The organism is Sphingobacterium sp. SYP-B4668, from assembly GCF_027627455.1.
Lineage (GTDB): Bacteria > Bacteroidota > Bacteroidia > Sphingobacteriales > Sphingobacteriaceae > Sphingobacterium.
Genome location: NZ_CP115483.1, coordinates 2,320,309 through 2,344,970 on the forward strand (window position 1 = coordinate 2,320,309; position 24,662 = coordinate 2,344,970).

Annotated in this window: 16 protein-coding genes; 8 read left to right on the plus strand and 8 right to left on the minus strand. The window is 41.2% G+C overall.

The annotated features are described in order from the left end of the window. Both OQ289_RS09785 and OQ289_RS09790 read left to right on the plus strand, forming a co-directional pair. Positions 1-1,680, plus strand: coding sequence for a RagB/SusD family nutrient uptake outer membrane protein (locus OQ289_RS09785; RefSeq protein WP_270090548.1), 1,680 nt, complete (start codon positions 1-3; stop codon positions 1,678-1,680). A gap of 30 nt (positions 1,681-1,710) precedes the next feature. After that, entirely contained in the window at positions 1,711-4,758 is a 3,048-nt protein-coding gene (locus OQ289_RS09790) for a SusC/RagA family TonB-linked outer membrane protein (RefSeq protein ID WP_270090549.1), read from the plus strand. Between the two features lie 467 nt (positions 4,759-5,225). On the opposite strand, the gene OQ289_RS09795 is transcribed toward OQ289_RS09790, so the two are convergent. The 4 genes from OQ289_RS09795 to OQ289_RS09810 form a co-directional block, all read right to left on the minus strand. Continuing rightward, the gene (locus OQ289_RS09795; protein WP_270090550.1) at positions 5,226-6,368 is read right to left on the minus strand and encodes a glutathionylspermidine synthase family protein; all 1,143 of its coding nucleotides are present in this window, start codon (positions 6,366-6,368) and stop codon (positions 5,226-5,228) included. Then, positions 6,368-6,733, minus strand: a complete 366-nt coding sequence (locus OQ289_RS09800) for a hypothetical protein (RefSeq protein ID WP_033564637.1) — start codon at positions 6,731-6,733, stop codon at positions 6,368-6,370. The genes OQ289_RS09795 and OQ289_RS09800 overlap by 1 nt, the downstream gene beginning before the upstream one ends. Further along, the gene (locus tag OQ289_RS09805; protein ID WP_270090551.1) at positions 6,733-7,029 is read right to left on the minus strand and encodes a hypothetical protein; all 297 of its coding nucleotides are present in this window, start codon (positions 7,027-7,029) and stop codon (positions 6,733-6,735) included. The genes OQ289_RS09800 and OQ289_RS09805 overlap by 1 nt, the downstream gene beginning before the upstream one ends. Before the next feature lie 123 nt (positions 7,030-7,152). Further along, entirely contained in the window at positions 7,153-7,635 is a 483-nt protein-coding gene (locus OQ289_RS09810; protein ID WP_270090552.1) for an anthrone oxygenase family protein, read from the minus strand. A 172-nt stretch (positions 7,636-7,807) separates the two neighbouring features. On the opposite strand from OQ289_RS09810, the gene OQ289_RS09815 reads away from it, so the two are divergent. The 4 genes from OQ289_RS09815 to OQ289_RS09830 all read left to right on the plus strand — a co-directional run bounded on the left by OQ289_RS09815 (position 7,808) and on the right by OQ289_RS09830 (position 18,135). Next, positions 7,808-10,801, plus strand: a complete 2,994-nt coding sequence (locus OQ289_RS09815; RefSeq protein ID WP_270090553.1) for a two-component regulator propeller domain-containing protein — start codon at positions 7,808-7,810, stop codon at positions 10,799-10,801. Between the two features lie 58 nt (positions 10,802-10,859). Beyond that, complete coding sequence (locus OQ289_RS09820; RefSeq protein WP_270090554.1) at positions 10,860-11,480, plus strand: response regulator transcription factor; 621 nt, start codon at positions 10,860-10,862, stop codon at positions 11,478-11,480. Positions 11,481-11,541: 61 nt separating this feature from the next. Further along, on the plus strand, positions 11,542-17,172 hold the full coding sequence (locus OQ289_RS09825) for a BspA family leucine-rich repeat surface protein (protein WP_270090555.1): 5,631 nt from the start codon (positions 11,542-11,544) through the stop codon (positions 17,170-17,172). Between the two features lie 30 nt (positions 17,173-17,202). After that, positions 17,203-18,135, plus strand: a complete 933-nt coding sequence (locus OQ289_RS09830; protein ID WP_270090556.1) for a PorP/SprF family type IX secretion system membrane protein — start codon at positions 17,203-17,205, stop codon at positions 18,133-18,135. A gap of 86 nt (positions 18,136-18,221) precedes the next feature. On the opposite strand, the gene OQ289_RS09835 is transcribed toward OQ289_RS09830, so the two are convergent. The 3 genes from OQ289_RS09835 to OQ289_RS09845 all read right to left on the minus strand — a co-directional run bounded on the left by OQ289_RS09835 (position 18,222) and on the right by OQ289_RS09845 (position 19,835). Then, positions 18,222-18,854, minus strand: coding sequence for an NAD(P)H-dependent oxidoreductase (locus OQ289_RS09835; RefSeq protein WP_270090557.1), 633 nt, complete (start codon positions 18,852-18,854; stop codon positions 18,222-18,224). Between the two features lie 55 nt (positions 18,855-18,909). After that, positions 18,910-19,329, minus strand: a complete 420-nt coding sequence (locus tag OQ289_RS09840) for an organic hydroperoxide resistance protein (RefSeq protein ID WP_270090558.1) — start codon at positions 19,327-19,329, stop codon at positions 18,910-18,912. Positions 19,330-19,406: 77 nt separating this feature from the next. Then, a complete protein-coding gene (locus OQ289_RS09845; protein ID WP_270090559.1) occupies positions 19,407-19,835 on the minus strand; it encodes a MarR family winged helix-turn-helix transcriptional regulator in 429 nt (142 codons plus the stop codon). Positions 19,836-20,916: 1,081 nt separating this feature from the next. Here OQ289_RS09845 and OQ289_RS09850 point away from each other — a divergent pair. Both OQ289_RS09850 and OQ289_RS09855 read left to right on the plus strand, forming a co-directional pair. After that, the gene (locus tag OQ289_RS09850) at positions 20,917-21,942 is read left to right on the plus strand and encodes an acyltransferase family protein (RefSeq protein ID WP_443020434.1); all 1,026 of its coding nucleotides are present in this window, start codon (positions 20,917-20,919) and stop codon (positions 21,940-21,942) included. Positions 21,943-22,014: 72 nt separating this feature from the next. After that, the gene (locus OQ289_RS09855) at positions 22,015-23,223 is read left to right on the plus strand and encodes a M20 metallopeptidase family protein (RefSeq protein WP_270090562.1); all 1,209 of its coding nucleotides are present in this window, start codon (positions 22,015-22,017) and stop codon (positions 23,221-23,223) included. 112 nt (positions 23,224-23,335) lie between these two features. Here OQ289_RS09855 and OQ289_RS09860 read toward each other — a convergent pair whose 3' ends face one another. Beyond that, a complete protein-coding gene (locus OQ289_RS09860) occupies positions 23,336-23,896 on the minus strand; it encodes a biliverdin-producing heme oxygenase (protein WP_270090563.1) in 561 nt (186 codons plus the stop codon). Positions 23,897-24,662: the final 766 nt, after the last annotated feature.

Consider the following 24,662-nt stretch of genomic DNA (forward strand, 5'->3'; position numbering starts at 1 on the left):
ATGAATTATATAAATCTAACAGGGTTCGGCTTATTAATGATGATGTTTACCTTCTCTTGTAAGAGTGACCTCGAAACAGAACCTATCGAACTACAGACCTTGGATCAAGTATTTGATAAGCGTGACTCCGCAGGTGTCAATGCGAATCGCTTTCTGGCAGACTGTTATCGGTTTTTACCCAGTACAGGAAATCGAGTTGGCGGTGATTATTTGGATGCCGCTACCGACGATGCCGTATCCTCAAATCCGACCAATACCTCCGTGCAGCAACTTGCTACGGGATCCTATACTTCCGATAGTTACCAAGATAATCTATGGGCCACATGCTATCAAGGTATCCGACGTACAACCATATTTATAACCAATATTGATAATGTTCCACTTAAAGGACAATTGGACAATGGCACATCCTTTAATAAAGTATGGAAAGCTGAGGCCCGTTTCTTGAGGGCGATGTTCTATTTTGAACTGGTGAAGCGTTATGGAGGCGTTCCATTATTGGGAGATAAGGTGTATCAATTGAACGATGATATCGAGCTACCTCGTAATACTTTTGACGAATGTGTATCGTTTATCGTGCAAGAATGCGATGTTATTCGTGATAGTTTGCGCATAGATCCGATGAATCTTCAGTTTTTCGGAAGACCCACGAATGCAGCGGCTATGGCATTGAAATCGAGACTACTTTTGTATGCGGCTAGTCCATTGTTCAATGGCGGAAATATTGATGCAGGAAATGTCTTGACTGGATACACCGATTTTTCATCGAACCGTTGGCAAGCAGCTGAAAATGCTGCGAAAGCTATTATTGACTTGGGACTTTATAAATTGGAACCGAATTTTGCCGAAGTATTCACCACCCGTAATATGGAACGGATCTTCTCCAAGCAGGGAGACAATAATACGAGCGTAGAAAACAACAATGGACCAATAGGGTATTCTGCTGGTGTCAACAACGGTCGGACAAGTGCTACTCAAGAGTTGGTCGATGCTTTTGGCATGAGCAATGGACTGGATATTAGCGATCCTAGTTCCGGCTATGACGCGAATAATCCGTATACAGGTCGAGACCCGCGATTCTATGCAACGATTTTCTATAATGGTGCAATGTGGTTGAATCGTCCTGTCCAAACTTTTGAAGGTGGAGCTGATAAGCCCGGAGGTTCGGTTCAACAAACCAAAACTAGTTATTATGTCCGCAAGTTTATGGGCAATTTTGAAACTGCCACCAACTATAGCAATGTGAATCATGACTTCATCTTGTTTCGTTATGCAGAGACCCTATTGAATTATGCGGAGGCTCGTAATGAACGATTGGGCAGTCCAGATGCTAGTGTGTATCAAGCTGTAGAGGAAATACGCAAACGGGCAGGTTTGACTCCTTTCGAATTACCTACGAGTTTGAGTCAGCAGCAAATGCGTGTGGTTATCCAACAGGAACGACGAAAGGAAATGGCTTTCGAAGAACAACGTTTTTATGATGTGAGAAGGTGGAAAACTGCAGAAGTCGATTTTAACAAAGATCTGCATGCAGCAATCATTTATCAGACTGGCACTGGCACAATTCGCCAAACTGCGCCGATATTGAAAATGAAATTTGAGAAGAAAATGTATTTGGCACCGATACCATTTACCGAGGTTATTAAAAACCCTCAAATGGTACAGAATCCGGGCTGGTAATTCAATTAATTTCTATTAGTGAACATACGCATGAAAAAGGCTATATATCTACTACTATTTATATTTAGTATTCCACTCCTTAGCATGGCACAAGGCGTGGTCTCGGGATCGGTCAAGAATACTTCAGGTCCATTGGCAGGGGTGACCATTCTTGAAAAAGGAGTTAACAATCAAACCCAAACCGACCAAAATGGACGATTTACATTACAGCTCCGCGGGAGCAAAACCATTATATTCCGTAGTATAGGCTATACTACGCAAGAGCGACAGGTTATAGGTGGCGAAAACTTGGAGATTACGCTCCAATCTAATAGTCAAGATATCAATGAAGTGGTGGTTGTGGGCTTTGGTACGACTAAGAAACTGACGAGTACTGGAGCTGTAAGCTCAATAAAAGGGGCTGAAATAAGACAAGTGCCCACTTCCAGTGTTCAGAATGCACTTTCTGGAAGACTACCTGGCTTTGTAGCCGTACAACGCTCAGGCCAACCCGGACGTGATGCTTCGGATTTTTACATTCGCGGAGTAAGCTCCCTTAATCCGGATGGCAATCAGCCCCTCATTATCGTGGATGATATTGAGTACACCTACGAGCAATTATCACAGATTAATATGAATGAAATCGAAAGCATATCCATATTAAAAGATGCCTCCACTACGGCAGTGTTTGGAATCAAGGGTGCAAACGGGGTATTGGTGGTTAAAACCCGTCGTGGAGAATCGGGTAAGCCCAAGATCAATGTCCGTTTGGAGTCCGGAATGCAGAGTCCTGTCAGCAAACTTGATTTTCTCAATGCCTACGAGAGTGCATTGTTGTGGAATGAAGCCATTACCAATACAGTGGGTGATAATACCTATCAGCCGTTTAATTCTGAGTCTTTGGAGCATTTCCGGCTCAGGGATGATCCTTACGGCCATCCGGATATGAATTGGTATAAGGAGATTTTTAAACCGAGCAGCTTGCAATACAACAGTAATGTGGATATCTCCGGTGGAAGCCAAAGCATCAAGTACTTCATTTCGGGTGGGGCCTTCTCGCAAGATGGCAACCTCTACAATTTTGAAAATGAAGGTGATAATGTCAATAACAACTATTACTATCGTCGATTTAATCTGCGGTCCAATCTAGATGTGCAGGCTACCAAGAGCTTAAAATTGCGAATGGATTTTAGGGCAAACTTCAACAATATCAATAATCCACGAGCTGGAAATATTGTAGGTGAGGTGTTCAATTTCAATAAAATACGTCCTTGGTCAGCTCCATTTCTAAATCCTAACGGTTCGTATGCTTATGCAAATGATACGCAAGAGCTTTTGCCCACTATCAATGCTCGGTTGGCTACCTCTGGTTATACCCTAAATCGTCGAAATGATATCAATATACTTTTTGGAGGTACGCAGGAGTTGGACGTATTGACGAAGGGACTTTCTCTTTCGACACGTATTGCTTATGCAAGTATTGAATCCAATGGCCGTGAACAAGGTCGGGATCAAATTCCGGTCTACAGGTATTTTCCCGAAACTGGAAATTATCAATTAAAAGGTGGCGCCCCCTACGTATTGGAAAACTATACCCTACGGGCATACCAAGGAGATTATAACAGTCGGGTAAATGTGCAAGCCAATTTGAACTATACCCGTGCATTTGGCAGTCACCGAGTCAACACCTTATTCCTGTATAATCGAGAGTCCTATAAGACAAAGGGGGATAAGATGACCAATTGGATTCCACAAAACTTTCAAGGTTTTACTTTCCGTACGGGGTATGATTATCAGGAGAAGTATCTAGTAGACGTTACGTTAGCTTATAACGGGTCAGATCGCTTTCAGGCTAGTAAACGCTATGGGGTGTTTCCCGCTATATCTGCAGGTTACAACCTCGCTAAAGAGAATTTTTTCAAAGATCGGTTTGATTTCGTGGATCTATTTAAGTTACGCACTTCCTATGGAATTGTGGGGTCGGATAAAGTTGCGGGCGATCGTTATCTCTATCAACAAGTCTACAACGAAGGAGGAGGATATTCTTTTGGAGAAACGCATCAGCCTTCGGGAACCATATTTGAAGGAAACCTTGGTAATAGTAATGTGACGTGGGAAAAGCAAAAATCATTCGACGTCGGCTTGGATATTAGTTTGTTGAATAATAAATTTTCGTTGGTCTTGGATTATTTCAATAATATCCGATATGATCAATTGGTGACTTCGCAATCGTTACCCATACTCATTGGTGTAGGAGTCTCGCCTACCAATATAGCACGCGTACGAAATCGAGGTGTGGAATTTGAGCTCAGTTACAATGACAATGTTGGCGATTTTAACTACAATGTCAAAGGTGTGTTGACCTATTTCAAAAACAAAATCTTGTTTCAAGACGAACCGATGCCCGCTTTCCCGTGGTTGCAGGTGACTGGACGTCAGGTTAATCAACCATTTGGCTATGTCTATGATGGATTTTATACGGCTGATAATTTAGAGCTCAGCCCTAAACCAGCGGGTGCATATGAGGTTCAACCAGGCGATCTTCGCTACAAGGATTTGAATGGAGATGGCATTATCGACGATTATGATCGAACAGCCATTGGTAAACCGAATATTCCAAATACTAGCTTTGGCTTGACATTAGGGGGGAGTTATAAAGGATTTAGCTTTAGTGCTCTATTGCAAGGGACCACAGGCTATAGCTTCAGTGTACAGGGAGCAGGTATTGAACCCTTCCAGAGCCAGTTTCAACCCATACATCAGGAGCGTTGGACCGCTGGGACTGCTGCTACAGCGAAGTTTCCCCGACTAACGACCAATCCGACAACAATCAACAGCCCCTCTTCCTATATGTCTGATTTTTGGTTGATAGACGCGACCTATTTGCGATTAAAATCAGTTGAATTAGGATACCAATTGCCAGAGCGTTGGTTACCTTTTAAGATGAATAACGCTCGGTTATACTTGAGTGCATACAATTTGTTCACGTGGACAAATTACTCACTCTATCAGCAGGATCCAGAAGTGACCTCTAATACCGCAGGGGATGCCTACCAAAATCAACGTGTGATTAACCTCGGTGTGTCAATAGGACTTTAATCGTTAAGTTAGTTTGTAAGTTGAGCGCTTAAAAACAGGATATCGTTTTTAGGCGCTTTTTATGAATTTGACCCAGACAATCAAGCACATCTCAGTTAACGCGTTTCTGGAAATAGCTCAAATATTTCGTGTTTTCAACTCTTGTTTGATATCCTTTATTCTCTTTAGGCTTATAATAACAGTTGGGGATAATGCAAATGGTATAGCTACTAATGCGGAGAAGGCCTTTGTTACGGATATATATGTTCCCACGGCTAGTAATACTATTAACAGTATAGTTAGCATTAGACTAATGGTTACCATCTTTTTTTTGTTGTCCAGTAACTCTTCATTAGTCATTTTGTCCACTGTCTTTTTATTGTTCATTTTTATTTTTTGAGGTTGGTGTCGTTTGATGAATATATAATATACACACGACAAGCAAAAATGTTTAAAAAGATGATTGCCAAATAATCCTCTAACTATTTCTAATGTCTGATTATGTGGGGGATAAATCGACTTTTGTCTGTGGTGATGGGCATGTCGGATTCTCGAAATGATATACCGCAAGACTCTTGACCAATCACCCAGCTACCTATAATAGAAAAACCAGTTTCTTCACGATGTAAGTTGGCAAGCTCTTGATAGATATGACCTTCGTATCCATATTCACCTTCGGTCGCATAGATCATCCGTTTGTCGTAATACATCTGCACATTTGCTCCTTCACGTGAAAGAAGGGGTTTTTTGACAAAATGCTGCAAATGATTAGGTTCGGTATAATAAGCAGCAAGCAAATGGGGATGATTTGGAAATAATTGCCATAGGATGGGTAGGATTGCTTTATTGGATAATAGCATTTTCCAAGAGGGCTCGATCCATTGGGCACGATGGATGTCGTTCACAATATGGTAGGCAAAGTCTTCCCGTACCATCCATTCCCAAGGATATAATTTGAATATTGATTGGATAGGCTCGCCTTCGAGATCGACAAAATGACTTCCCGTCCAGCCCATATCATCGATATAGATTAACTTGGTCTCTATATTGGCTTGAAGGGCAGTATCCCTCAGGTACTCAACATTGGTCAAATCTTCCAATGACTCTTTAACACATGCAAAATGCAAAATATTTCCCTTCAGATAAGGTTTCAATTGGGTCCAGCTATCAATCAATTGCTCGTGAATGCTGTTGAATTGATCTGTCAACTCTGGGAAATAATGTTTTTTCCAATACCACTGTACAATGCCTGTTTCGAAAAGAGAGGTGGGGGTGTCGGCATTGAATTCCAACATTTTCAATTGTCGGTCTATGGCGCTGTAAGCAAAATCAAAACGTCCATAAATGGAGGGTTCATCCTGCTCCCAAGCACGCTCAATATGAGAAATCATAAACGCAGGGATGCGAAAATGATGATACAGTTTATTCTTTATGATATATTCTACAGCGTCCAGACACATGCTCCAAAGTTCATTGGTTGCTTTGTATATAAAATCTGCCTCTTGACTACTTATCTCGTAGTAATAATCATCAATCCAATAAGGGATGTTATCCAATGTATGATAGCCGTAACCGATATTTGCTAATCGGGATTCCCAATGGGGGTCAATACGTAATTTCTTGATTTGCATTAGGAACCTACCGATGATCGAGATGAGGAAACTGCACTCTTACCAAAACCGCCACGTTGCGCCTTGAATGCAGCAGCTTTTGCAGCATTAGTACCTGCCACAGATTGGGGATGCAAGCTATTATTGGCGTATCCCATCATGCCGCCCATATGCCTGAAGGCCATGAACCAAAGGAGGGAAGATCCCATCCCGCCGCCAGTCTGTCCTTGGGAATAGTTGTTTGTTACTTCAGTATATTGGGCTGTAGAATCAGCGCGCATATATACACGCTGTTTATCTTCTGAGTTTTGACGAGGTTGAGCACAAGACGCCAATACGGAGGTAATCAGCACCAATTGTATGTTTTTTGCAGATGATTTTCTCATTATTGTACAGTTACATAGATTGGAACTTTGCTTAGGGTTTGGGTAGAATCTACCTGATTCCACGTATTAGGTGTCCTAGCAGTCACAAGGGTATCACTTTTAAAGGCAATCTGCTCCCCATTATACCAGATGTGTTGTGTAGTAATGTGAAGGACTGAATCCCCCTCTGTAAGCGTCTTTAATGTTACTTCACGAGCTGATTTTTTATCCAATTGCTCTAAAGATTGCTCTCGATTGTTGCAAGAGAGTAGTGACAATATGGAAATTGCTCCGCATATATAGTTTATTGTGTTCATATCCAATACAAATATGCCATTATTCCTTGTATTTTGAAAATGATTAGGATATGATTCGTGGCAATTTGGAGCGAGATTGTCAATGCTATGAAACGGTAGTTAGGATTGAAACCTTTGTCTATATCATTTTTTTATAATACAAGCGAGTAGGACTAAAGTGATCGTGCCAATGGAGGCTAACGTTCGTATATTATTCCAATAATTCCATCGGGCTTCAAAGACGGCTCTCATTTCTCTTATTTGAAGAGGAGTTGAGGCTTCAATTTGGAAATTCTCTAGTTGATTGTTGAGCGGCACATTAACGGCTACAGTGACGCCGAAAACACCTATAATGTAAAGTACACTGGCAAAAAGTAAAAATAGGAATGATGGGGACTCAATATGTTGTACAGCAGCCAGTGGAAGTAGAACGATAGTTCCTAAGAAGCAAATAAAGAATAATGAATTCTGGACTTCCTTATTGATACTTTGCATTGCCTTTAGAAAAACCGAATCGGATAATTTTCCAAGGCCTATACTAACGGAAATGGAATAAGAGTAGAAGAAGCCAGCCATTAGTGCCGTTGTGATAGCGGTTAGCAATAGGGTGATATTTACGAACGTCATGACTTAGGATTTTAGATTTGTTGGACTACAAATATAGGAAGTGTGTTGGCATTTATTAAAGGGATTATTATTCATTATCTTAAAAATTATAGAGTAGTTTCTCAAAAAACTATATATTAAGGGCTGTAAGTCTGCTAATATTTCTTACTTTTAGTCCCACATCTGCCAGTTAATGAGAAGAATACTGTTTGTTATGAGCTTGCTTTGTTTGGGATGGAATGCCGCTTCGCAGGAAAGTGGGTTTGTATTTCGAGATTTCAAGTTACCTCAAAGTTTTAGGAATAAAATTGTCACCAATGTCGAGAAGGACAAGGCAGGTCTGCTTTGGTTAGCCACTAACAGCGGTCTATACCGTTACGATGGAAACGAAGCCATCTTTTTTGATGGTAAAAGTCAACCAGCACTCAACAACAGCAAAATCACATCCATCTTCTCGGATACAAAGAACAACATGTGGCTGGGGACGGAGAGTGGACTCATACGATTCGACCTCCATAAGTGGATGACCACAGAGGTAAAGACGGCTTATTCCAAAGAAGCTCCGTCTAGGCAACCTCATTTTGAAAGTATCGGAGAGGGAAGGAACGGAACTATTTATGCAGGGACATTGGATGGTAGACTTTTTCGTGTGGAGAAAGATAGTCTGCAGGTACTCTTAGATATCAATCACGAATTTCCCAATCAATACAATTTGCCTTCTGTCGCTGCAGTGTCCGAACCTTATCCCAATGAATTGTGGTTGCGGACTGAAATGGGAAAGATGATCCGTATTCGTATAAGGGGAGGGCAATATATGCCGCCTGAATATTTTGGATTGCCCGAATTCCATCGTGCTAATATTCGTGAAGTATACTTTCATCGTTCGGGGAAATGTATTTTGAATATTACAGGACATGGTATTTATATATTCGACACGCGTAAAGGTAGTTTCCATAAAATTCCGGAATTGGCTAACAATGGTGTTGGGCAACGGGGAATCGTATTCTTAGCACCCTATATGGAAAATGAAATACTAATCTTTACCAATCAGCCTGATATAGGGAAGGAGCAGTTATTTGTTTATAACTTTCAAACGAATAGTACCCGTCATCAGTTGGTGACCTATCCGGAATATTTGCGAAGCAATCACATCGAATGGTTTAAAAATCCGGGGAATACGCTTTTTATGTCGCTTAATAACAGGATACTTGAACTTGCTCCGGCTAAAAATATGTTCAAATCTATCCTGACTGATGCTGTAGCTATTAATAGTATTCGTAGTATCTACAAGCATAAAACCGGTACACTGTACGTTGGCTCGTATAAAGATCGTTTCATTAGTATCGACGAAAGTACAGGTAAGAAAGAGTCTATTTCCAATCACTTTGTTTATAAGATATTGCCTTGGGGACCTGACAGTCTCCTTCTAGGTACAGAAGGGGATGGGATGCTATGGTATGATATTAGAAGCAAGAAAATTTCACCGATTAGACTTGATTCGGATAACGTGAATAATCGTGAGCCAGGTAGTTATATTACCGCTTTGGTAAGAAAGAGTGAAACAGAGGTGTGGGTCGGGACATATAGTGGTCTATTTTTGGTTGACTTGAAAAAAAAGACGCATCAACCAATCGAACAAAATGTATTAGGACAGCTCAAGATAACGAGCTTGGCACACAATGAAGATCAACTATGGATTGGCACTCCACTTGGATTGACTGTGTGGAACAGTGGGCAGAATAAGATAGTCATAAATAAAGAGAAAAATCCGGTTTATTGCGTTATACCGGTGGGCGATACATTTTGGATAGGTACCCATGGAGCTGGGATCAGAATATTGAATAAAAACGGTCAAGTACTCCAAACCTTAGACAATGCGAATGGGCTGGCCGATGACATTGTCTATAGTATACTGACCAGTGATAAGAAGGCAGTGGCAGCTACGCACAATGGGCTTAGTGTTATTGATCGGAAGACCCTGCAAATCCATAATTATTCGCGCTTGGATCAATTGCCTGCAGACGAATTTAACCAAGCCGCTGCATTTCATGAAGGAGATAGTTTTTATTTAGGTACGATCAATGGAATTTTAAAGTTTAGGACGAATGACACCATCTTGCCCCTTTCCACTTCTGCCTCTACGAACATAGCCCTACACATCACGAGTTTAACTACAGAACACGCTAATCATGGATTGCATCGAAATTATTCATTTCCATATCAAGCGAATCGAAGCTTAACGATTGAGGGAGGGACGCGATATTTTACCATTGGATTTGGAGTTGTAAGTGGGGCTACTGGTGAACTGAAATATTTTTATAAACTGGATAGTGCATTGGAGTGGGTTCCGCTGGGGAGTAGGCAGGAGATTACATTTGTAGAAATGCCTCCGGGAGAGTATAATTTACATCTTACGGCTCAATTGCCAGATGGTACTTGGACAGATACGAAGCTAACGGTTCCTCTTTTGGTCGTCCCGTTGTTCCATCAGACTGTTTGGTTTAAAGGATTGATGGTGTTGATGTTCTTATTCCTAATTTGGTGTGTTTTTAGGTATCGAGAATATATTATTCGGAAGGAAAAGAATCTGCGGGTCAGTATTGCCAGTGATTTACACGACGAAGTAGGAAGCTCGCTTACACGTATTTATTACCAAGCGGACAGCTTAAGTGCAAAGGCTATCCCATTATCAAATGGAAGCAAACAGCTTGAACAGATTGCTGAAACGAGCAGGGATGCACTATTGACGATGAGTGACATGGTTTGGTCTATTGACGCTCGCTTTGATACCGTCAAAGATTTGATTGACAGGATGAAGGACTATGTGTATAAATTACGAGAAGAATTGAATATTGCCTATCACTTTGAAGTGAAAGGTGAGTATACTTTGCTAACTGCATCTCAGATTGTACGGCAGAATCTTTTTCTTATTTTCAAAGAGGCCCTTACCAATGCAACTAAATATGGAGATGGAAAAGCAATAAGTATAGAAATTCAATTTGATGGAAATCCTTACCTTAAAATCCGTAATAGTTATGTGAACGGTCTACAACAAGTCGCCAAAAGACAAGGTGGACGAGGTCTTCATAATATGGAAACGCGTGCGATCAAGATGGGAGGAAGGCTCTGCATTGAGGAGGGAAATGGTATATTTTTATTAACAGTGGAGATTGCTCAACTTCGTTAATTTGGCACTCCCCAAAAGAGGGATGTAAATCTTGCCGTGCTTTTTTTACTTTTACAGTATGGTACGTATAGGGATAATAGAGGATGACGATCAAATTCGGGAAATGCTCGCTAACTACTTTAGTGAACAAACTGGTTTCAATTGTCTTCTGTCGGCACATTCAGTGGCATCATTCTTTGAACAGTGGAAATCGGATATTTACCTTGATGTGATATTGTCTGATATTGGTCTGCCTGGTGAGTCGGGTATTAAAGGTTTGGCCCGTATCAAACGTCAAGCTCCAAAATGTCAAGTTATCATGTTAACGGTATATGATGATGCCCAACGTGTATTCCAAGCACTATGTAATGGTGCTTCGGGATATCTTTTGAAACAAACACCTCTTCAGAAGTTGAAGGAGGCGGTGCTCTCTGTTTACGAAGGGGGGGCTCCCATGTCGCCCAGTATAGCGCGAATGGTTGTTGAATACTTCAATCCGAAAAATGCCACCGATTTAGAAGAAAAACTAACACCTCGCGAAGCCCAAATTGTAACGGCAATCGAAGCTGGATGTACCAATAAGGAAGTGGCCATACGACTCGATATTTCGTTGGAAACGGTCAAATATCATATTAAACATATCTATCAGAAATTGGAAGTCAACAATCGACATGCGTTGATTACACGGAAATATAAATAGACACTCCTCCCCCTAAATGGGGATACCATAGTACTATAAATTATGCTCAATTTGTAGTACTATGAAAAGTTTACAACCAATTGAATGTATATCTTCGGAAATTCCTTTTGAATTTATAAAGGCTGTACTCCGCATCTTGCTGTTGATTGCAATTATATTTGCTTCGTTGGGCAACCAAAGTCTGGCACAGCCATTTACCCCGGGAGCATTCGTGACGACTTGGAAAACAACCCAAGTCAGCGAGGAAATTAAGATACCAATCAACATTGTGGTTACTGGATATAATTACAGTGTGAATTGGGGGGATGGGGTTATATCCACCAATCATTCGGGAGATGCTACTCATATTTACACCACACCGGGGATTTATACGGTATCTATAACAGGAAATTTTCCAGCTATCTCATTTGGAAGCGTTGCCAGCGATAATATAAACGATGCCAAATTGTTAACGATAGAGCAATGGGGCACACAAGAGTGGCGAGGTATGAATGGTGGATTTGAAGGATGCATCAACTTGACCAAAGAGTCGGATTTGGATGCACCAATATTCTCGGCTCAATCTACCCTAAATGCGATGTTTAAGGATTGTACATTATTTAATTCGGATTTAAACGATTGGAATCTAACAAATGTACGTGAACTATCAAGGATGTTTGAAAATGCGATAAACTTCAACGGGAACATTTCGAGTTGGAACGTTGCGAATGTCATCGGTATGGAATATCTATTTAATGGTGCAGAGGTATTTAATGGTAATATAGTCACTTGGAATGTCTCCAAGGTGGAGCGAATGACCGACATGTTTCGTAGAGCTCGTTTATTCAATCAGAATATTGGCAGTTGGGATGTGTCGAAGGTAACTCAAATGGGGGCGATGTTCGCTGGTGCTGTTACATTTAACCAAGATATTAGTCGATGGAAAGTAGGGAGCGTCACTAATATGTATGCTATGTTTATGGACGCTTCATCCTTTAACCAAAATTTAGGATTATGGGATGTTTCCAAAGTGAGGAATATGGAAGAACTCTTCGCGAGTGCATCCGTATTTAATGGCGAGATTGGGAGTTGGGATGTTTCCAATGTGACGAGTATGAGGCGAATGTTCTATGAGGCATTTTCATTCAACCAAGCAATTGGAGGGTGGAACGTGGCAAATGTTACGACGATGGAAGCAATGTTTGAACGAGCAAATTCGTTTAATAAACCTATCGGTGGGTGGAATGTATCTAAAGTCGGGAAGATGGGATGGATGTTTCAGGAGTCGGCTCGATTTAATCAGGATATCAGCAAATGGGATGTGTCGAATGTGAAAGATATGTATGCTATGTTCGCTAAGAGCAAGGCGTTCAATCAAGACATTCAAATGTGGAACGTCGGAAATGTAGCGAATTTCTCCTGGATGTTTTCCCAAGCAGAATCTTTTGATAGGGCGCTTGGTTCATGGAACATAACCGGAGCTACAAATATGACTGGGATGTTATATGATTCTCATTTGTCTAAATCCAACTACGATGCAACCTTAATCGGTTGGGTATTGACGTCTGGGATAAAAAGAAGTGTTAGTCTAGGAGCTAATGGCTTGCAATATTGTACAGGTGCGGAGGCAAGGCAGAAGCTTATTGACGAGTACGGGTGGAATATTGTGGGAGATTCACCTGCCTGTCAATCGATGGTGATTTTTGTGAAAAAGCCAGACGGCAAAACATTGGTAATCCTTTCCGAAAGTAGTGATGCAATCCAACAAGTAAAACAAAAGGTTCAAGATAAGAGCGGTATTGAGGCTAACCAGCAAAAGCTAACGTTTAATGGGACAACGCTAGACGACGGACGAACATTGGGGGATTATACTATATTGAACGGAAGTACACTCAATTTAACGTTAAGGTCCAATACCGCGCCCTTGGCAGTCGATGACGCGATAGCCGTATTAGAGGATGTTCCTGCTGCAGGTAATGTCTTGACCAACGATACTGATATCGAGGGGCATGCCTTGACGGCATCATTGGTGACGGCACCTGTTAATGGTACAGTGGTGCTGAATGCCGACGGTAGCTTTACCTATACGCCCAATGCAAACTTTGTGGGTGCGGATAGTTTACTTTATCAGGTATGTGATAATGGGACGACCATGTTGTGCGATACGGCTACTGTACGTTTTACTGTTCAGGGTGTCAATGATGCTCCGATTGCAGTCGATGATGCGATAGCCGTATTAGAGGATGTTCCTGCTACAGGTAATGTCCTGACCAACGATACTGATATCGAGGGGCATGCCTTGACGGCGTCATTGGTGACGGCACCTGTTAAGGGTACAGTAGTGCTGAATGCCGACGGTAGCTTTACCTATACGCCCAATGCAAACTTTGTGGGTGCGGATAGTTTACTTTATCAGGTATGTGATAACGGGACGCCCATATTGTGCGATACGGCTACTGTGCGTTTTACTGTTCAGGGTGTCAATGACCCACCACTGCATACCGTTCCACCAGCACAATCAGTGTTTCGTAATAGCATATTAACTTTTAGCGACGCTAATCAGAACGCGATACTCATTTCGGATGCTGATCTAGGTGAAGAAGTTCTACGGGTAACATTGAAAGCTACAAGCGGACTTCTCACGTTGGGACAAACGACGGGTATAGTTTTTAGACAAGGGGGGAATGGTGAAACATCTAGTATCGAGTTTGACGGAAAACTTTCCAATGTTAACTTGGCTCTTAATGGATTGAAATTCCGACCAATTGGTAATTTAGCTCAAGGTAGTTTAACAATAGTATCCAACGATTTGGGAGCTACAGGAATGGGGGGAGCAAAAACAGTGACTAATACCCTTGATATTGACATTAGAGATTCGAACCCTGTAATCAAAAAGGTATCTGTAGTGAATGGAAATGGCAGCTACAAACTAGGTGATGAAATCGAGATTAATGTTGAATTTGATCAAGCAATAAATGTAAGTGAAGGTGTTCCTACCTTAACTTTAGAAACTGGCACAACTGATAGAAAGGCGTCATTTGTAGGTCGTTATCAAAGTACGATGACCTTTGTTTATGAGGTAGAGGAGGGCGACGAGACTTCGGATTTGGAATATTTGGATGTAGATGCAATGAGATTGGAAGGAGCTACGATTCAGTCTCCATTTGGAGAAAATGCGATTATTGTTTTGCCGGCACTCAATAGTGCTAATTCTATCGCCGGACCATACGATATCGTTATTGATGGGATCCGCCCTCTTGTTGTATCCGTAGAAGTACCCCAAAATGGCTACTATAAGACAGGCAACACATTGGATTTAAAGGTGAACTTCAGTGAAAATGTAAATGTCATAACCACTGGTGGAACTCCATATCTTCAGATTGCAGTTGGGGCACAAGTGGTCCACGCAGCCTACCTCGGTGGTTCGGGTTCGAATGTTTTGCAATTTCGGTATACGATACAAGATGGTGATGAGGATTTGGATGGGATTGCTATTAATAGTCAGCTGGTTCTGAACGGTGGAACGATACAGGATTTCGCTGGAAATGAAACTACGTTGTTTTTAACACAGATTGGCAATACAAATGGCGTGTTGGTTTATACTAAACACCCCACAGTTGCATTGTCAACGATATCTACTATTGTCAATGGGCCTTTTACAGTAGTGGCATCCTTTAGTGAAGCAGTAACAGGATTTTCTGTGTCTGATGTAAATGTAGTTGGTGTGACTGTGAGTAACTTATCTACAACGGACAATATTACTTATACATTTTTGCTTACACCTACCATAGAGGGTGATATACAGATATCCATCCCAGAAAACATGGCTGTTAATATCGCAGATAACGGGAATAGAATGTCTAATATGTTGACGGTGCAATACAATAAAAAGATTACCGGTATCACTCTTGAAGACAAGAGTTTTGTCTACGATGGCATTGCCAAATCCCTATCAATAGGTGGTACACTACCGAACGGCACTTCTGTGAGCTATGAAAACAACACGCGTACGGATGCAGGAAGCCAAACGGTCACGGCTACCGTTAGTGGAGCCAATTACGAAGATTTGGTATTGACAGCTGAACTGACCATCACCAAGGCCGATATTACCGGTATCACTCTTGAAGACAAGAGTTTTGTCTACGATGGCACTGCCAAATCCCTATCAATAGGTGGTACACTACCGAGCGGCACTTCTGTGAGCTATGAAAACAACACGCGTACGGATGCAGGAAGCCAGACGGTCACGGCCACCGTTAGTGGAGCCAATTACGAAGATTTGGCATTGACAGCTGAACTGACCATCACCAAGTCCGATATTACCGGTATCACTCTTGAAGACAAGAGTTTTGTCTACGATGGCATTGCCAAATCCCTATCAATAGATGGTACACTACCGAGCGGTACTTCTGTGAGCTATGGAAACAACACGCGTACGGATGCAGGAAGCCAAACGGTCACGGCTACCGTTAGTGGAGCCAATTACGAAGATTTGGTATTGACAGCTGAACTGACGATCACCAAGGCCGATATTACCGGTATCACTCTTGAAGACAAGAGTTTTGTCTACGATGGCACTGCCAAATCCCTATCAATAGGTGGTACACTGCCGAGCGGTACTTCTGTGAGCTATGAAAACAATTCGCGTACGGATGCAGGAAGCCAGACGGTCACGGCCACCGTTAGTGGAGCCAATTACGAAGATTTGGTATTGACAGCTGAGCTGACCATCACCAAGGCCGATATTACCGGTATTACCTTTGATAACAAGAGTTTTGTCTACGATGGCATTGCCAAATCCCTATCAATAGGTGGTACACTACCGAGCGGTACTTCTGTGAGCTATGAAAACAATGCGCGTACGGATGCAGGAAGCCAGACGGTCACGGCCACCGTTAGTGGAGCCAATTACGAAGATTTGGCATTGACAGCTGAACTGACCATCACCAAGGCCGGTATTACCGGTATTACCTTTGAAAACAAGAATTTTGTCTACGATGGCACTGCCAAATCCCTATCAATAGGTGGTACACTACCGAGCGGCACTTCTGTGAGCTATGAAAACAACACGCGTACGGATGCAGGAAGCCAAACGGTCAGGGCTACTGTTAGTGGAGCCAATTACGAAGATTTGGTATTGACAGCTGAATTAAAGATTAATAGGGCCCAACAGATCATCAGTTTTGCGGTAATTCAAGAAGTGTATCGCGATGAAGGAACGTTGATGCTCGATATCAGCAGCAATAGCCCGCTGCCTATAAAGATATACAGTGACAATATACTAGTGGCTGAGGTTACTGGCGATCGAGAGGTGACAATAAAAGGCGTAGGGCTAACGAAAATTGTCGCTGAACAGGAAGAAACCGCAAATTATTTGGCAGCTGAACCCGTGACACGTGAATTAAGAGTTCGTAATGACGACGGTGCACGTCTTCCGGTACGTGTCCATCCGGCACTTTCTCCTAATGGAGATGGTATAAACGACTACCTACGAATTGAAGGGATTGATGAATACCCTGAAAACAAGGTAACAATATTCGACGCCAATGGTATCTTGATAAGAGAGATAATGAGATACGACAATCAAAGCAATAATTTTGATGGGTTCAAAGAAAGCCGCGGAGTTCCGCCAGGCACCTATTTCTATGTTATGGAAGTTAAAATCGGAGAAAAATGGCATCATGACAAGGGATTTTTTGTTGTCAGATACTAGTGTGTAGGATTGTTTATAAAAAAATAAAAAATGAATCTAAGAAATAGCAAATCGATTTGTATATATAGGATGGTGGGTATGGCGGTGATTGCCTTACTACCACTTGTTACCCCACTAAAAGCACAACAGTACATTGATCCTGCATTGTCGGGTTCATTTGGAAAAATGCTTAACCCCAGTTTCAACGCATTGCTGCAGGGAGGGGAGGGAGATGCTGCATTGGTCTACCGTTATCAATGGGCGGGATTGGATGGCGCTCCTAAAAGTGTTTGGTTCAATGGTAATCTTGGAGTCGGACAACGGGGTATTTCGTTGGGAGTCAATGTTAAACAGTTTCGTATTGGGGTAGAACGCAGCACTGAGGCATCTGCAAATTTTACCAAAACACTCCAGATTTCCGAATCGGAATATGTTGGATTAGGTTTGAACCTCGGGTACACCCAACAACGAGGGGACTATAGTTCGCTAGATCCTGCCGATCCTGCCTTCCAGAATGTTCAATATGGGACGTTGCTCTATGGCTTGTCAGCATCTTTGGTACATCCAGAGCGATATTATGTAGGCATCTCGATGCCGAGGGCAGTATTTGGTTCCAATGAATCAGATTACGTACGTCAATTTGGTCGGGACAATACTTTTTATATCTCGGGGGGGGCGCTATTCGAGACAAAAAATGGATTCCATATCCGCCCAAACTTATTGGTAAGCTATCGCGAAGTCACTGGCGTGCAGTTTGATGGGTCGGCCATGTTTTTCTTTAGTCAAAAGATAGGAATCGGGGTTGGCTATCGACAAAGAGGGGATTTGATGGGGATGGCCGAATTCAACCTTGGAAAGCTCAGATTTGCTTATAGTTATCAGCAAAACCTTAAGAACAAAGACTTGAATAGGTACATTACCAATAGTACACATGAACTGGGGGTATCCGTCAAGTTTGGAAAGCGAACGTTCTCGATGCTGTAGTGCATTTATTGGCGTATCAACAGCACGACAAAAAATCTTCGAGTATCTAACTCGAAGATCTTTTGTCTGCTCAACAAGTGACAATCTTAGATATAAATGGCGAAATCTTCAATGGGATTTCTGACTTTTTTCATTGGGGCCAACCAATCTCTCTCCGCATCGCGGTAACCTACATACATTAGGGAAACACTCTTCAGACCTAATTTAGCTAAATTTAATATTTCATCCACTATTTGATTGTTAAAGCCCTCGGCAGGTGTACTGTCAATACGTAGTTCTGCAGCCTGCGCTAATGCTAAGCCCAGTCCTATATAAGATTGTTTTGCTGTATGTGTAAAGTGTTGGTCTTCGGTCTGTGAAGCGTAAAGCTGTTTGATCATGTCCGTGTAGCTATTGAAACGTCCCTCTGGGAGGCCACGCTCTTCAGTTGTACGCCCATAGATGGTATCGATGCGTTCGGGTGTATATTTGTCCCAAGCAGCGAATACTAAGAGATGTGAACAGTCACGCATGCATTCAGGATTTAATGCTCCAGGGATGAGTTTTTCACGGACTTCTTGACTTTCGACCACAATGACCCTAAAGGGTTGTAGTCCCGAAGAGGTAGGCGCTAAGCGCGCTGCCTCAACAATTTTGCCAATATTTTCTTGACTTACTTTTTTAGTGGGGTCGTATGCTTTAGTAGCGTGACGCCACTGCAAATTTTCGATTAATGCCATATTATGGATTTTTGAATAATGTGATTAAAAATATTTTATTGTTGTATACAATTGCTTAAGCATTGGCTACGGATAATTTGACATCCATATTGCCTCGTGTTGCATTGGAATATGGACAGATCTGATGAGCCCGTTCTACCAATTGTTGTGCTTCTAAAGAAATTCCTGGAATGATTACCGTCAATTCGGCGCTAAGTCCAAAGCTTCCATTCTCCAATTGGCCGATATTTACGTGAGCGGTCACACTGGTCACTCCTGTCTTTACCTTTGAAATGCTGATAGTTCTGTTTAACGCACTGTCAAAGCAAGCAGCATAACCGGCCGCAAATAATATTTCGGGATTGGGATAGTCATCATTGACACCTCCAAGAGCCTTCGGCATGCGCACCTGTAAGTCTAGGATACCATTATCGGATTTGACCTGTCCATTTCGACCCCCAGTAGCAGTTGCTACAGCTGTATATAAAGTTTTCATATTGAAATTGTTTAAATGATTGCCTATCTAAACCAGGCGAATATTTGTGAAATGCTATACCAAAGTACAGGTCATGTCTATTGTTTTTTTATGTTTAAGATTTTGTATGCAATGCTGCGCATTATCTCTACCTCTTCGAGTGTTATACCTAATTCATCAATTAATTTTTTAGGAACACATTGTGCTTTTTTTTTCAAATCATGCCCACCATTTGTTAATGAAACTTCCACTACTCGTTCATCTGCCAAGCTTCGTTGACGGGATAGAAGTTCTTTCTGCTCTAATCGCTTTAATAACGGTGTCAATGTCCCGCTGTCCAACAATAACTTTTGACCAATCTGGTTGACAGACTGTTTGTCCTTTTCCCAAAGTACCATCAATACTAAATATTGTGGGTAGGTCAATCCAAGTTCATCCAGATGCGGGCGGTAGCGTTGTATAACTTCTCTACTAAGTGCATATAGCGGAAAGCAAAGCTGTTTGTCCAGTGTCAATAGATCTTCCATTTTGATGTGTTTTACCATACAAAGGTATTGGTTTTTATCAATTAAATTGCACACAACTTAATTGATGTCTATTTATTTACAATTATATGGCATAGAAGGGGGAATCAACATTTCTCTTAGTGAACGTTTATTTTACTGCGGTTGTGCTTGCTGTATATTAAAAGGGGCAGATAGATTTAATGTAAAAGTATATCTCGGAAATTGAGTTTTTTCGTGCCGAAAACCAATTCTGAAAAAATCATGATTACGATTAGGATAGCGGTAACGTTCAGATGAAGGTTGATAAATAGTATTGGTCGCCTTACTTCGTATTAGAAATACATTGCCTTAATCTCCATGTTGGGTCTTCTCAAAAGGGAATAGGTTGCAAATAAAAGGACTTTTTGGAGATAATGATTGCTGTAAAGTGGTATTTTATCGATGAAAAGTGCTTTTTGGAGGTGCCAATCTGGTATAAGGATAATCGGTTGACTCGATTTTTCGACAGGTAGATCCAAACTGGAAAATGAAAATAGTCTACTCTATTGGGCAAAAAGAAAAGGTTTCCAAACGGGGAGGATGGAAACCTTTATAACCAATTATAAACCTAAATTATGATAGTACAAATATAGTGTATTTAAAACACTAAGTGCAAATTTATTTTCATTTTCTACTGTGGAATATCAGATTGTTTTTTAAAACCGTTGTTGTGCGAGAAGGCCGGCTGTAGGATGCCTTTATCTCAGAATTAAACCTAGTTGCCTACGATTGATATGGCATACGAAGTTTATAGGGCTTTCCTAATCAACGACAATTTCCACTTTATTGCGAGCGCCAAATCTGATACGTAGGTAACTTTAGATAACCGATTGCTTTTTTGAACCTTTAGAGTTTCTATAATTTTGTATATTAGCTTGCCTACAAGGTTTTTAGTTGGGATACTATTAACAGTAGGCATAGTTATCTATGTTGCTACCTAAATACGACCTATACTAATGCATATCACTGAATGAATAGCAAAACACTACCTGGAAGACTACTGTCTTTAGATATCCTTAGAGGCTTTGACCTTTTTTTATTGGTTTTTTTTCAACCAATATTTATGGCATTTTTTAGAAATGTCGATCATCCGGTGATAGATGCCATTCGTCATCAACTGAGTCACGAACAATGGGAGGGATTTCGTATTTGGGATTTGATTATGCCACTTTTCTTATTCATGACCGGCGTATCTATGCCTTTTGCCTTGAGTAAATATGTAGGTGAAAAGGAAAAAGGCAAGTGTTATTGGCGCATATTAAAGCGAGTGTTGATACTGTTTATCTTAGGAATGATTGTGCAGGGCAATCTTTTGGATTTAGATGTACGCTCTCTAAGGTTGTATAGCAACACTTTGCAGGCTATTGCCATTGGATATCTAATTAGTGCTGTTGTAATCATGAATTTGAGATGGAGATGGCAGATTTCGGCTGCAGTGATACTACTTGCCATATATGCTATTCCGATGTATATGTGGGGAGACTTTTCTCCCGAAGGCAATTTCGCAATGAAAGTGGACCGAACTATCTTGGGACGCTTTATGGATGGTGTTTCGTGGAATGATAGCGGTCAATGGACCTTTTCCCCTCACTATCACTACACGTGGATTTGGAGTAGCTTAACATTTGGTGTGACGGTATTAATGGGGGCCTTTGCAGGGGCAATAATGAGATTGCCCATCGCTAGATTACAACATGTACGATATATGTTGTTGGTTGGGGCGACTTGTGTTATAGTTGGGATATTATGGAGTTCGAGCATGCCTATCATTAAGCCGATATGGAGTGCCAGCATGACGCTTTTTTCAGGAGGTATATGCATGTTGTTGATGGGTATATCCTATTGGGTGATAGATTGTCGACAATTTACTTATGGCTTGAGTTGGTTACAGATTTATGGAATGAACTCCATAACAGCTTATGTCCTAGCTGAAGTGGTCAATTTTAGGAGTATACCTCAATCCTTATTTTTCGGATTGCAGCCCATGCTGGGTGATTATTACGACCCATGGATTACAACATGCAATTTTTTACTTGTTTTTTTAATACTTTGGTGGATGTTTAAGAATCGCATCTTTGTAAAGATTTAGTAGCTGGAAATCCAGCGTTTATCTTCTATACATACGTTAGCGCATGTCATTATCTTTTATTTGGTGTTTAAAATGGATAAATTAGAATTAAAGCAACACGTTTCCAGGTTGATTCCACAGGTAGTTCGGTATCGTAGACATTTACATCAGTATCCTGAATTGTCTTTTCAAGAATTCAATACCTCGTTGTATATAAAGCAACAGTTGACGGAAATGGGGCTTGCGTATGACGATGTTGCAAATACTGGAGTATTGGTTAGAATCGAGGGACAATTAGCCACTTCGGATCAGGTTGTAATTTTTAGGGCTGATATGGATGCATTGCCCATCCACGAAGAGAATGCAGTAGCCTATCACTCCCAAGAAGAAGGGATTATGCACGCTTGTGGGCATGATTTTCATACAGCGAATCTGTTGGGAGTGGCACAGATACTGAAATCCATACAGCATATGTTCGCTGGCACGTTTGTATTGGTCTTTCAGCCTGCAGAGGAAAAGATACCAGGCGGTGCTGTAGAGGTGCTCCGTTCGACCAAATTGGAGTTTTCAGGTAAGCAGGTGCTAGGAATGATTGGACTGCATGTATCCCCGCGATTGAAAGCTGGGGTAATCGGACTTTGCAAAGGCCGATTTATGGCATCAAGTGATGAATTTTATGTGCGTATCAAGGGGCGGGGCGGACATGGGGCAGAACCACATCTGACTATCGATCCGGTAATCATTGCGGCACAATTACTGACATCCTTACAGCATATTGTCAGCCGTGTAGCAAATCCCGCAGTCCCTTCTGTACTTTCCTTTGGGAAGATTATGGCAAATGGGGCTGCCAATGTCATACCGGCAGAAGTATATATGGAAGGCACATTCAGGACATTCGATGAGGAATGGCGTGAACGGGCTCTTCTACAAATTGAAAAAATGATACGAGAGATGCCCGTAACATTAGGTGCTCAGGTAGAGCTAGAAGTTAGAAAGGGCTATCCATTTCTCTTCAATAATGTCAAACTCGCGAACCAATTGGAGGCCTATTTTTTGGATTATGTTGGCGAGGAGTATTTTCAAACAGTTGAAAGTTGGATGGCGTCGGAAGATTTTGCTTATTATACACACAGATTTCCAGCTGTTTTCTATTTGATCGGTGTGGCCAATGCCGAGAAGCATAAATGTTCAGCATTACATACATCAACATTTGACGTAGATGAGGAAGCTTTTCATCACGCGATGGGAAGTATGCTTTATACTGGATTAAGTTTATTAAGTGACGCTGTAACGCCAAAATGAAAAACTATCGTTTGGATAGATGGGTGTAAAAGAAGGAGATTTTCCAGATTAATTATAAGTGAAAATCTCCTATGTGATATAGCGCGTTGGTGCTAGATGGCTACGGCATGAATTAGGACACCTGTTCAGTGCTAAATACATCTCCAAATCTAGAGAACGTTTCATTTGCAACATCGATGGCTCTGGCGTGAGTAGAAGAATCTTCGCCATGTTGGTTTAATACTGTGGTAAATGCATGCCACATTTCTCTAGTATTTGCTCCGTATCCAGAGAAAAAAGATGTACCCTCAGTAATACCATATTTATTAAGCATTTGTACGATATATGGCCCCCCCATTATCGAACCTTCCAATACGTAAAGTGCAGATAACGCTTCTAGTGTATTGTTGACAGTGGGAGCTACGGCTTCTGGCAAATTGTCAATTGATCCCCCCAGTGATAGGATATCTTGTTTGATATGACTAGAATTTCTACGTTCGGTATAATCAGGGAGTACTTCTGCTGTCATAAATGGCGCGATAGCTTGTTCTACAGTATGGAAGTAGATATAGAAATTTTTCAATACTTCAGCATAATCAGCATTGGAACGAATAGCTTTTAGTTGACGTACAACAGTACCTTCTAATTTTTGATGAGCGCTAGTGGTGTTCTCTTTGATATTTTGGCTTAACATGTCTTTATCTTTTTATTTATAACGATTCTATACAAAGGTTCGTATTTATTTGACAATTTGTATGCTTCTTTTCGCTTATTCATGTATGAATTTCGCTTTTTCGAAACTACTGAACTTATTTGGATATAGGAAAAAAACACTTAGCAGATATCTTTTTTTGTTTAAAATTTAAGTTGCTGATATGTCGAGTTTCGTTGATTAGCTCAAGTCTCTATAAATATTAAGGTGATCAATTTAAGTTCTTGATTTTGTTAAATCAATATTGTTTTAGAGATATGATTGACAATTACAAAAGACAAAACGGGTAGGTCAAGGTGTGTCAAAGAAGTCCTATACTTTATTTGTTTTATGTATCTGTGAATCAGTTTTGTTTTTTTTGACGAATCTTTGTTTTTTATCAGTCGTATTGAACTAATCAAGCCCCTTGTCCGTCTTCCAATTAGTGGGCGCTTTGTGAAGGTATACATTGTGCCGTGCCGATGTCCCTGTGGCAAGAGATATTTTTTTTTACCATGGGTCGAATAGATGTATAGTTAAAAGAGGATAATAGGTGTTTACCAGTTTTCTTCATCGTGAGGAAACTGATGTGAGTTGGATGACCTAGCTATCGGCAAGATTTTGCAAAAAAAAGAAATATGACTATCCATACCAATCCTTTGGCTAAGAAAAATAGAAAAGCACCCAGTCCAATTCTTTTGAACCATACTGTCATTTTGCTACTCGAGGGTCTATTCGGCTCAGTATTGTCTTTTGATTCCATCTTTTC

Excerpts from the sequence above, each read along its gene's own strand:
- OQ289_RS09800 (WP_033564637.1), bottom strand. The coding sequence starts at position 6,733 with ATGAGAAAATCATCTGCAAAAAACATACAATTGGTGCTGATTACCTCC.
- OQ289_RS09810 (WP_270090552.1), bottom strand. The coding sequence starts at position 7,635 with ATGACGTTCGTAAATATCACCCTATTGCTAACCGCTATCACAACGGCA.
- OQ289_RS09825 (WP_270090555.1), top strand. The coding sequence starts at position 11,542 with ATGAAAAGTTTACAACCAATTGAATGTATATCTTCGGAAATTCCTTTT.
- OQ289_RS09860 (WP_270090563.1), bottom strand. The coding sequence starts at position 23,896 with ATGTTAAGCCAAAATATCAAAGAGAACACCACTAGCGCTCATCAAAAA.
- OQ289_RS09840 (WP_270090558.1), bottom strand. The coding sequence starts at position 19,329 with ATGAAAACTTTATATACAGCTGTAGCAACTGCTACTGGGGGTCGAAAT.
- OQ289_RS09850 (WP_443020434.1), top strand. The coding sequence starts at position 20,917 with ATGGCATTTTTTAGAAATGTCGATCATCCGGTGATAGATGCCATTCGT.
- OQ289_RS09820 (WP_270090554.1), top strand. The coding sequence starts at position 10,860 with ATGGTACGTATAGGGATAATAGAGGATGACGATCAAATTCGGGAAATG.
- OQ289_RS09845 (WP_270090559.1), bottom strand. The coding sequence starts at position 19,835 with ATGGAAGATCTATTGACACTGGACAAACAGCTTTGCTTTCCGCTATAT.
- OQ289_RS09835 (WP_270090557.1), bottom strand. The coding sequence starts at position 18,854 with ATGGCATTAATCGAAAATTTGCAGTGGCGTCACGCTACTAAAGCATAC.
- OQ289_RS09795 (WP_270090550.1), bottom strand. The coding sequence starts at position 6,368 with ATGCAAATCAAGAAATTACGTATTGACCCCCATTGGGAATCCCGATTA.
- OQ289_RS09815 (WP_270090553.1), top strand. The coding sequence starts at position 7,808 with ATGAGAAGAATACTGTTTGTTATGAGCTTGCTTTGTTTGGGATGGAAT.
- OQ289_RS09785 (WP_270090548.1), top strand. The coding sequence starts at position 1 with ATGAATTATATAAATCTAACAGGGTTCGGCTTATTAATGATGATGTTT.
- OQ289_RS09790 (WP_270090549.1), top strand. The coding sequence starts at position 1,711 with ATGAAAAAGGCTATATATCTACTACTATTTATATTTAGTATTCCACTC.
- OQ289_RS09805 (WP_270090551.1), bottom strand. The coding sequence starts at position 7,029 with ATGAACACAATAAACTATATATGCGGAGCAATTTCCATATTGTCACTA.
- OQ289_RS09830 (WP_270090556.1), top strand. The coding sequence starts at position 17,203 with ATGAATCTAAGAAATAGCAAATCGATTTGTATATATAGGATGGTGGGT.
- OQ289_RS09855 (WP_270090562.1), top strand. The coding sequence starts at position 22,015 with ATGGATAAATTAGAATTAAAGCAACACGTTTCCAGGTTGATTCCACAG.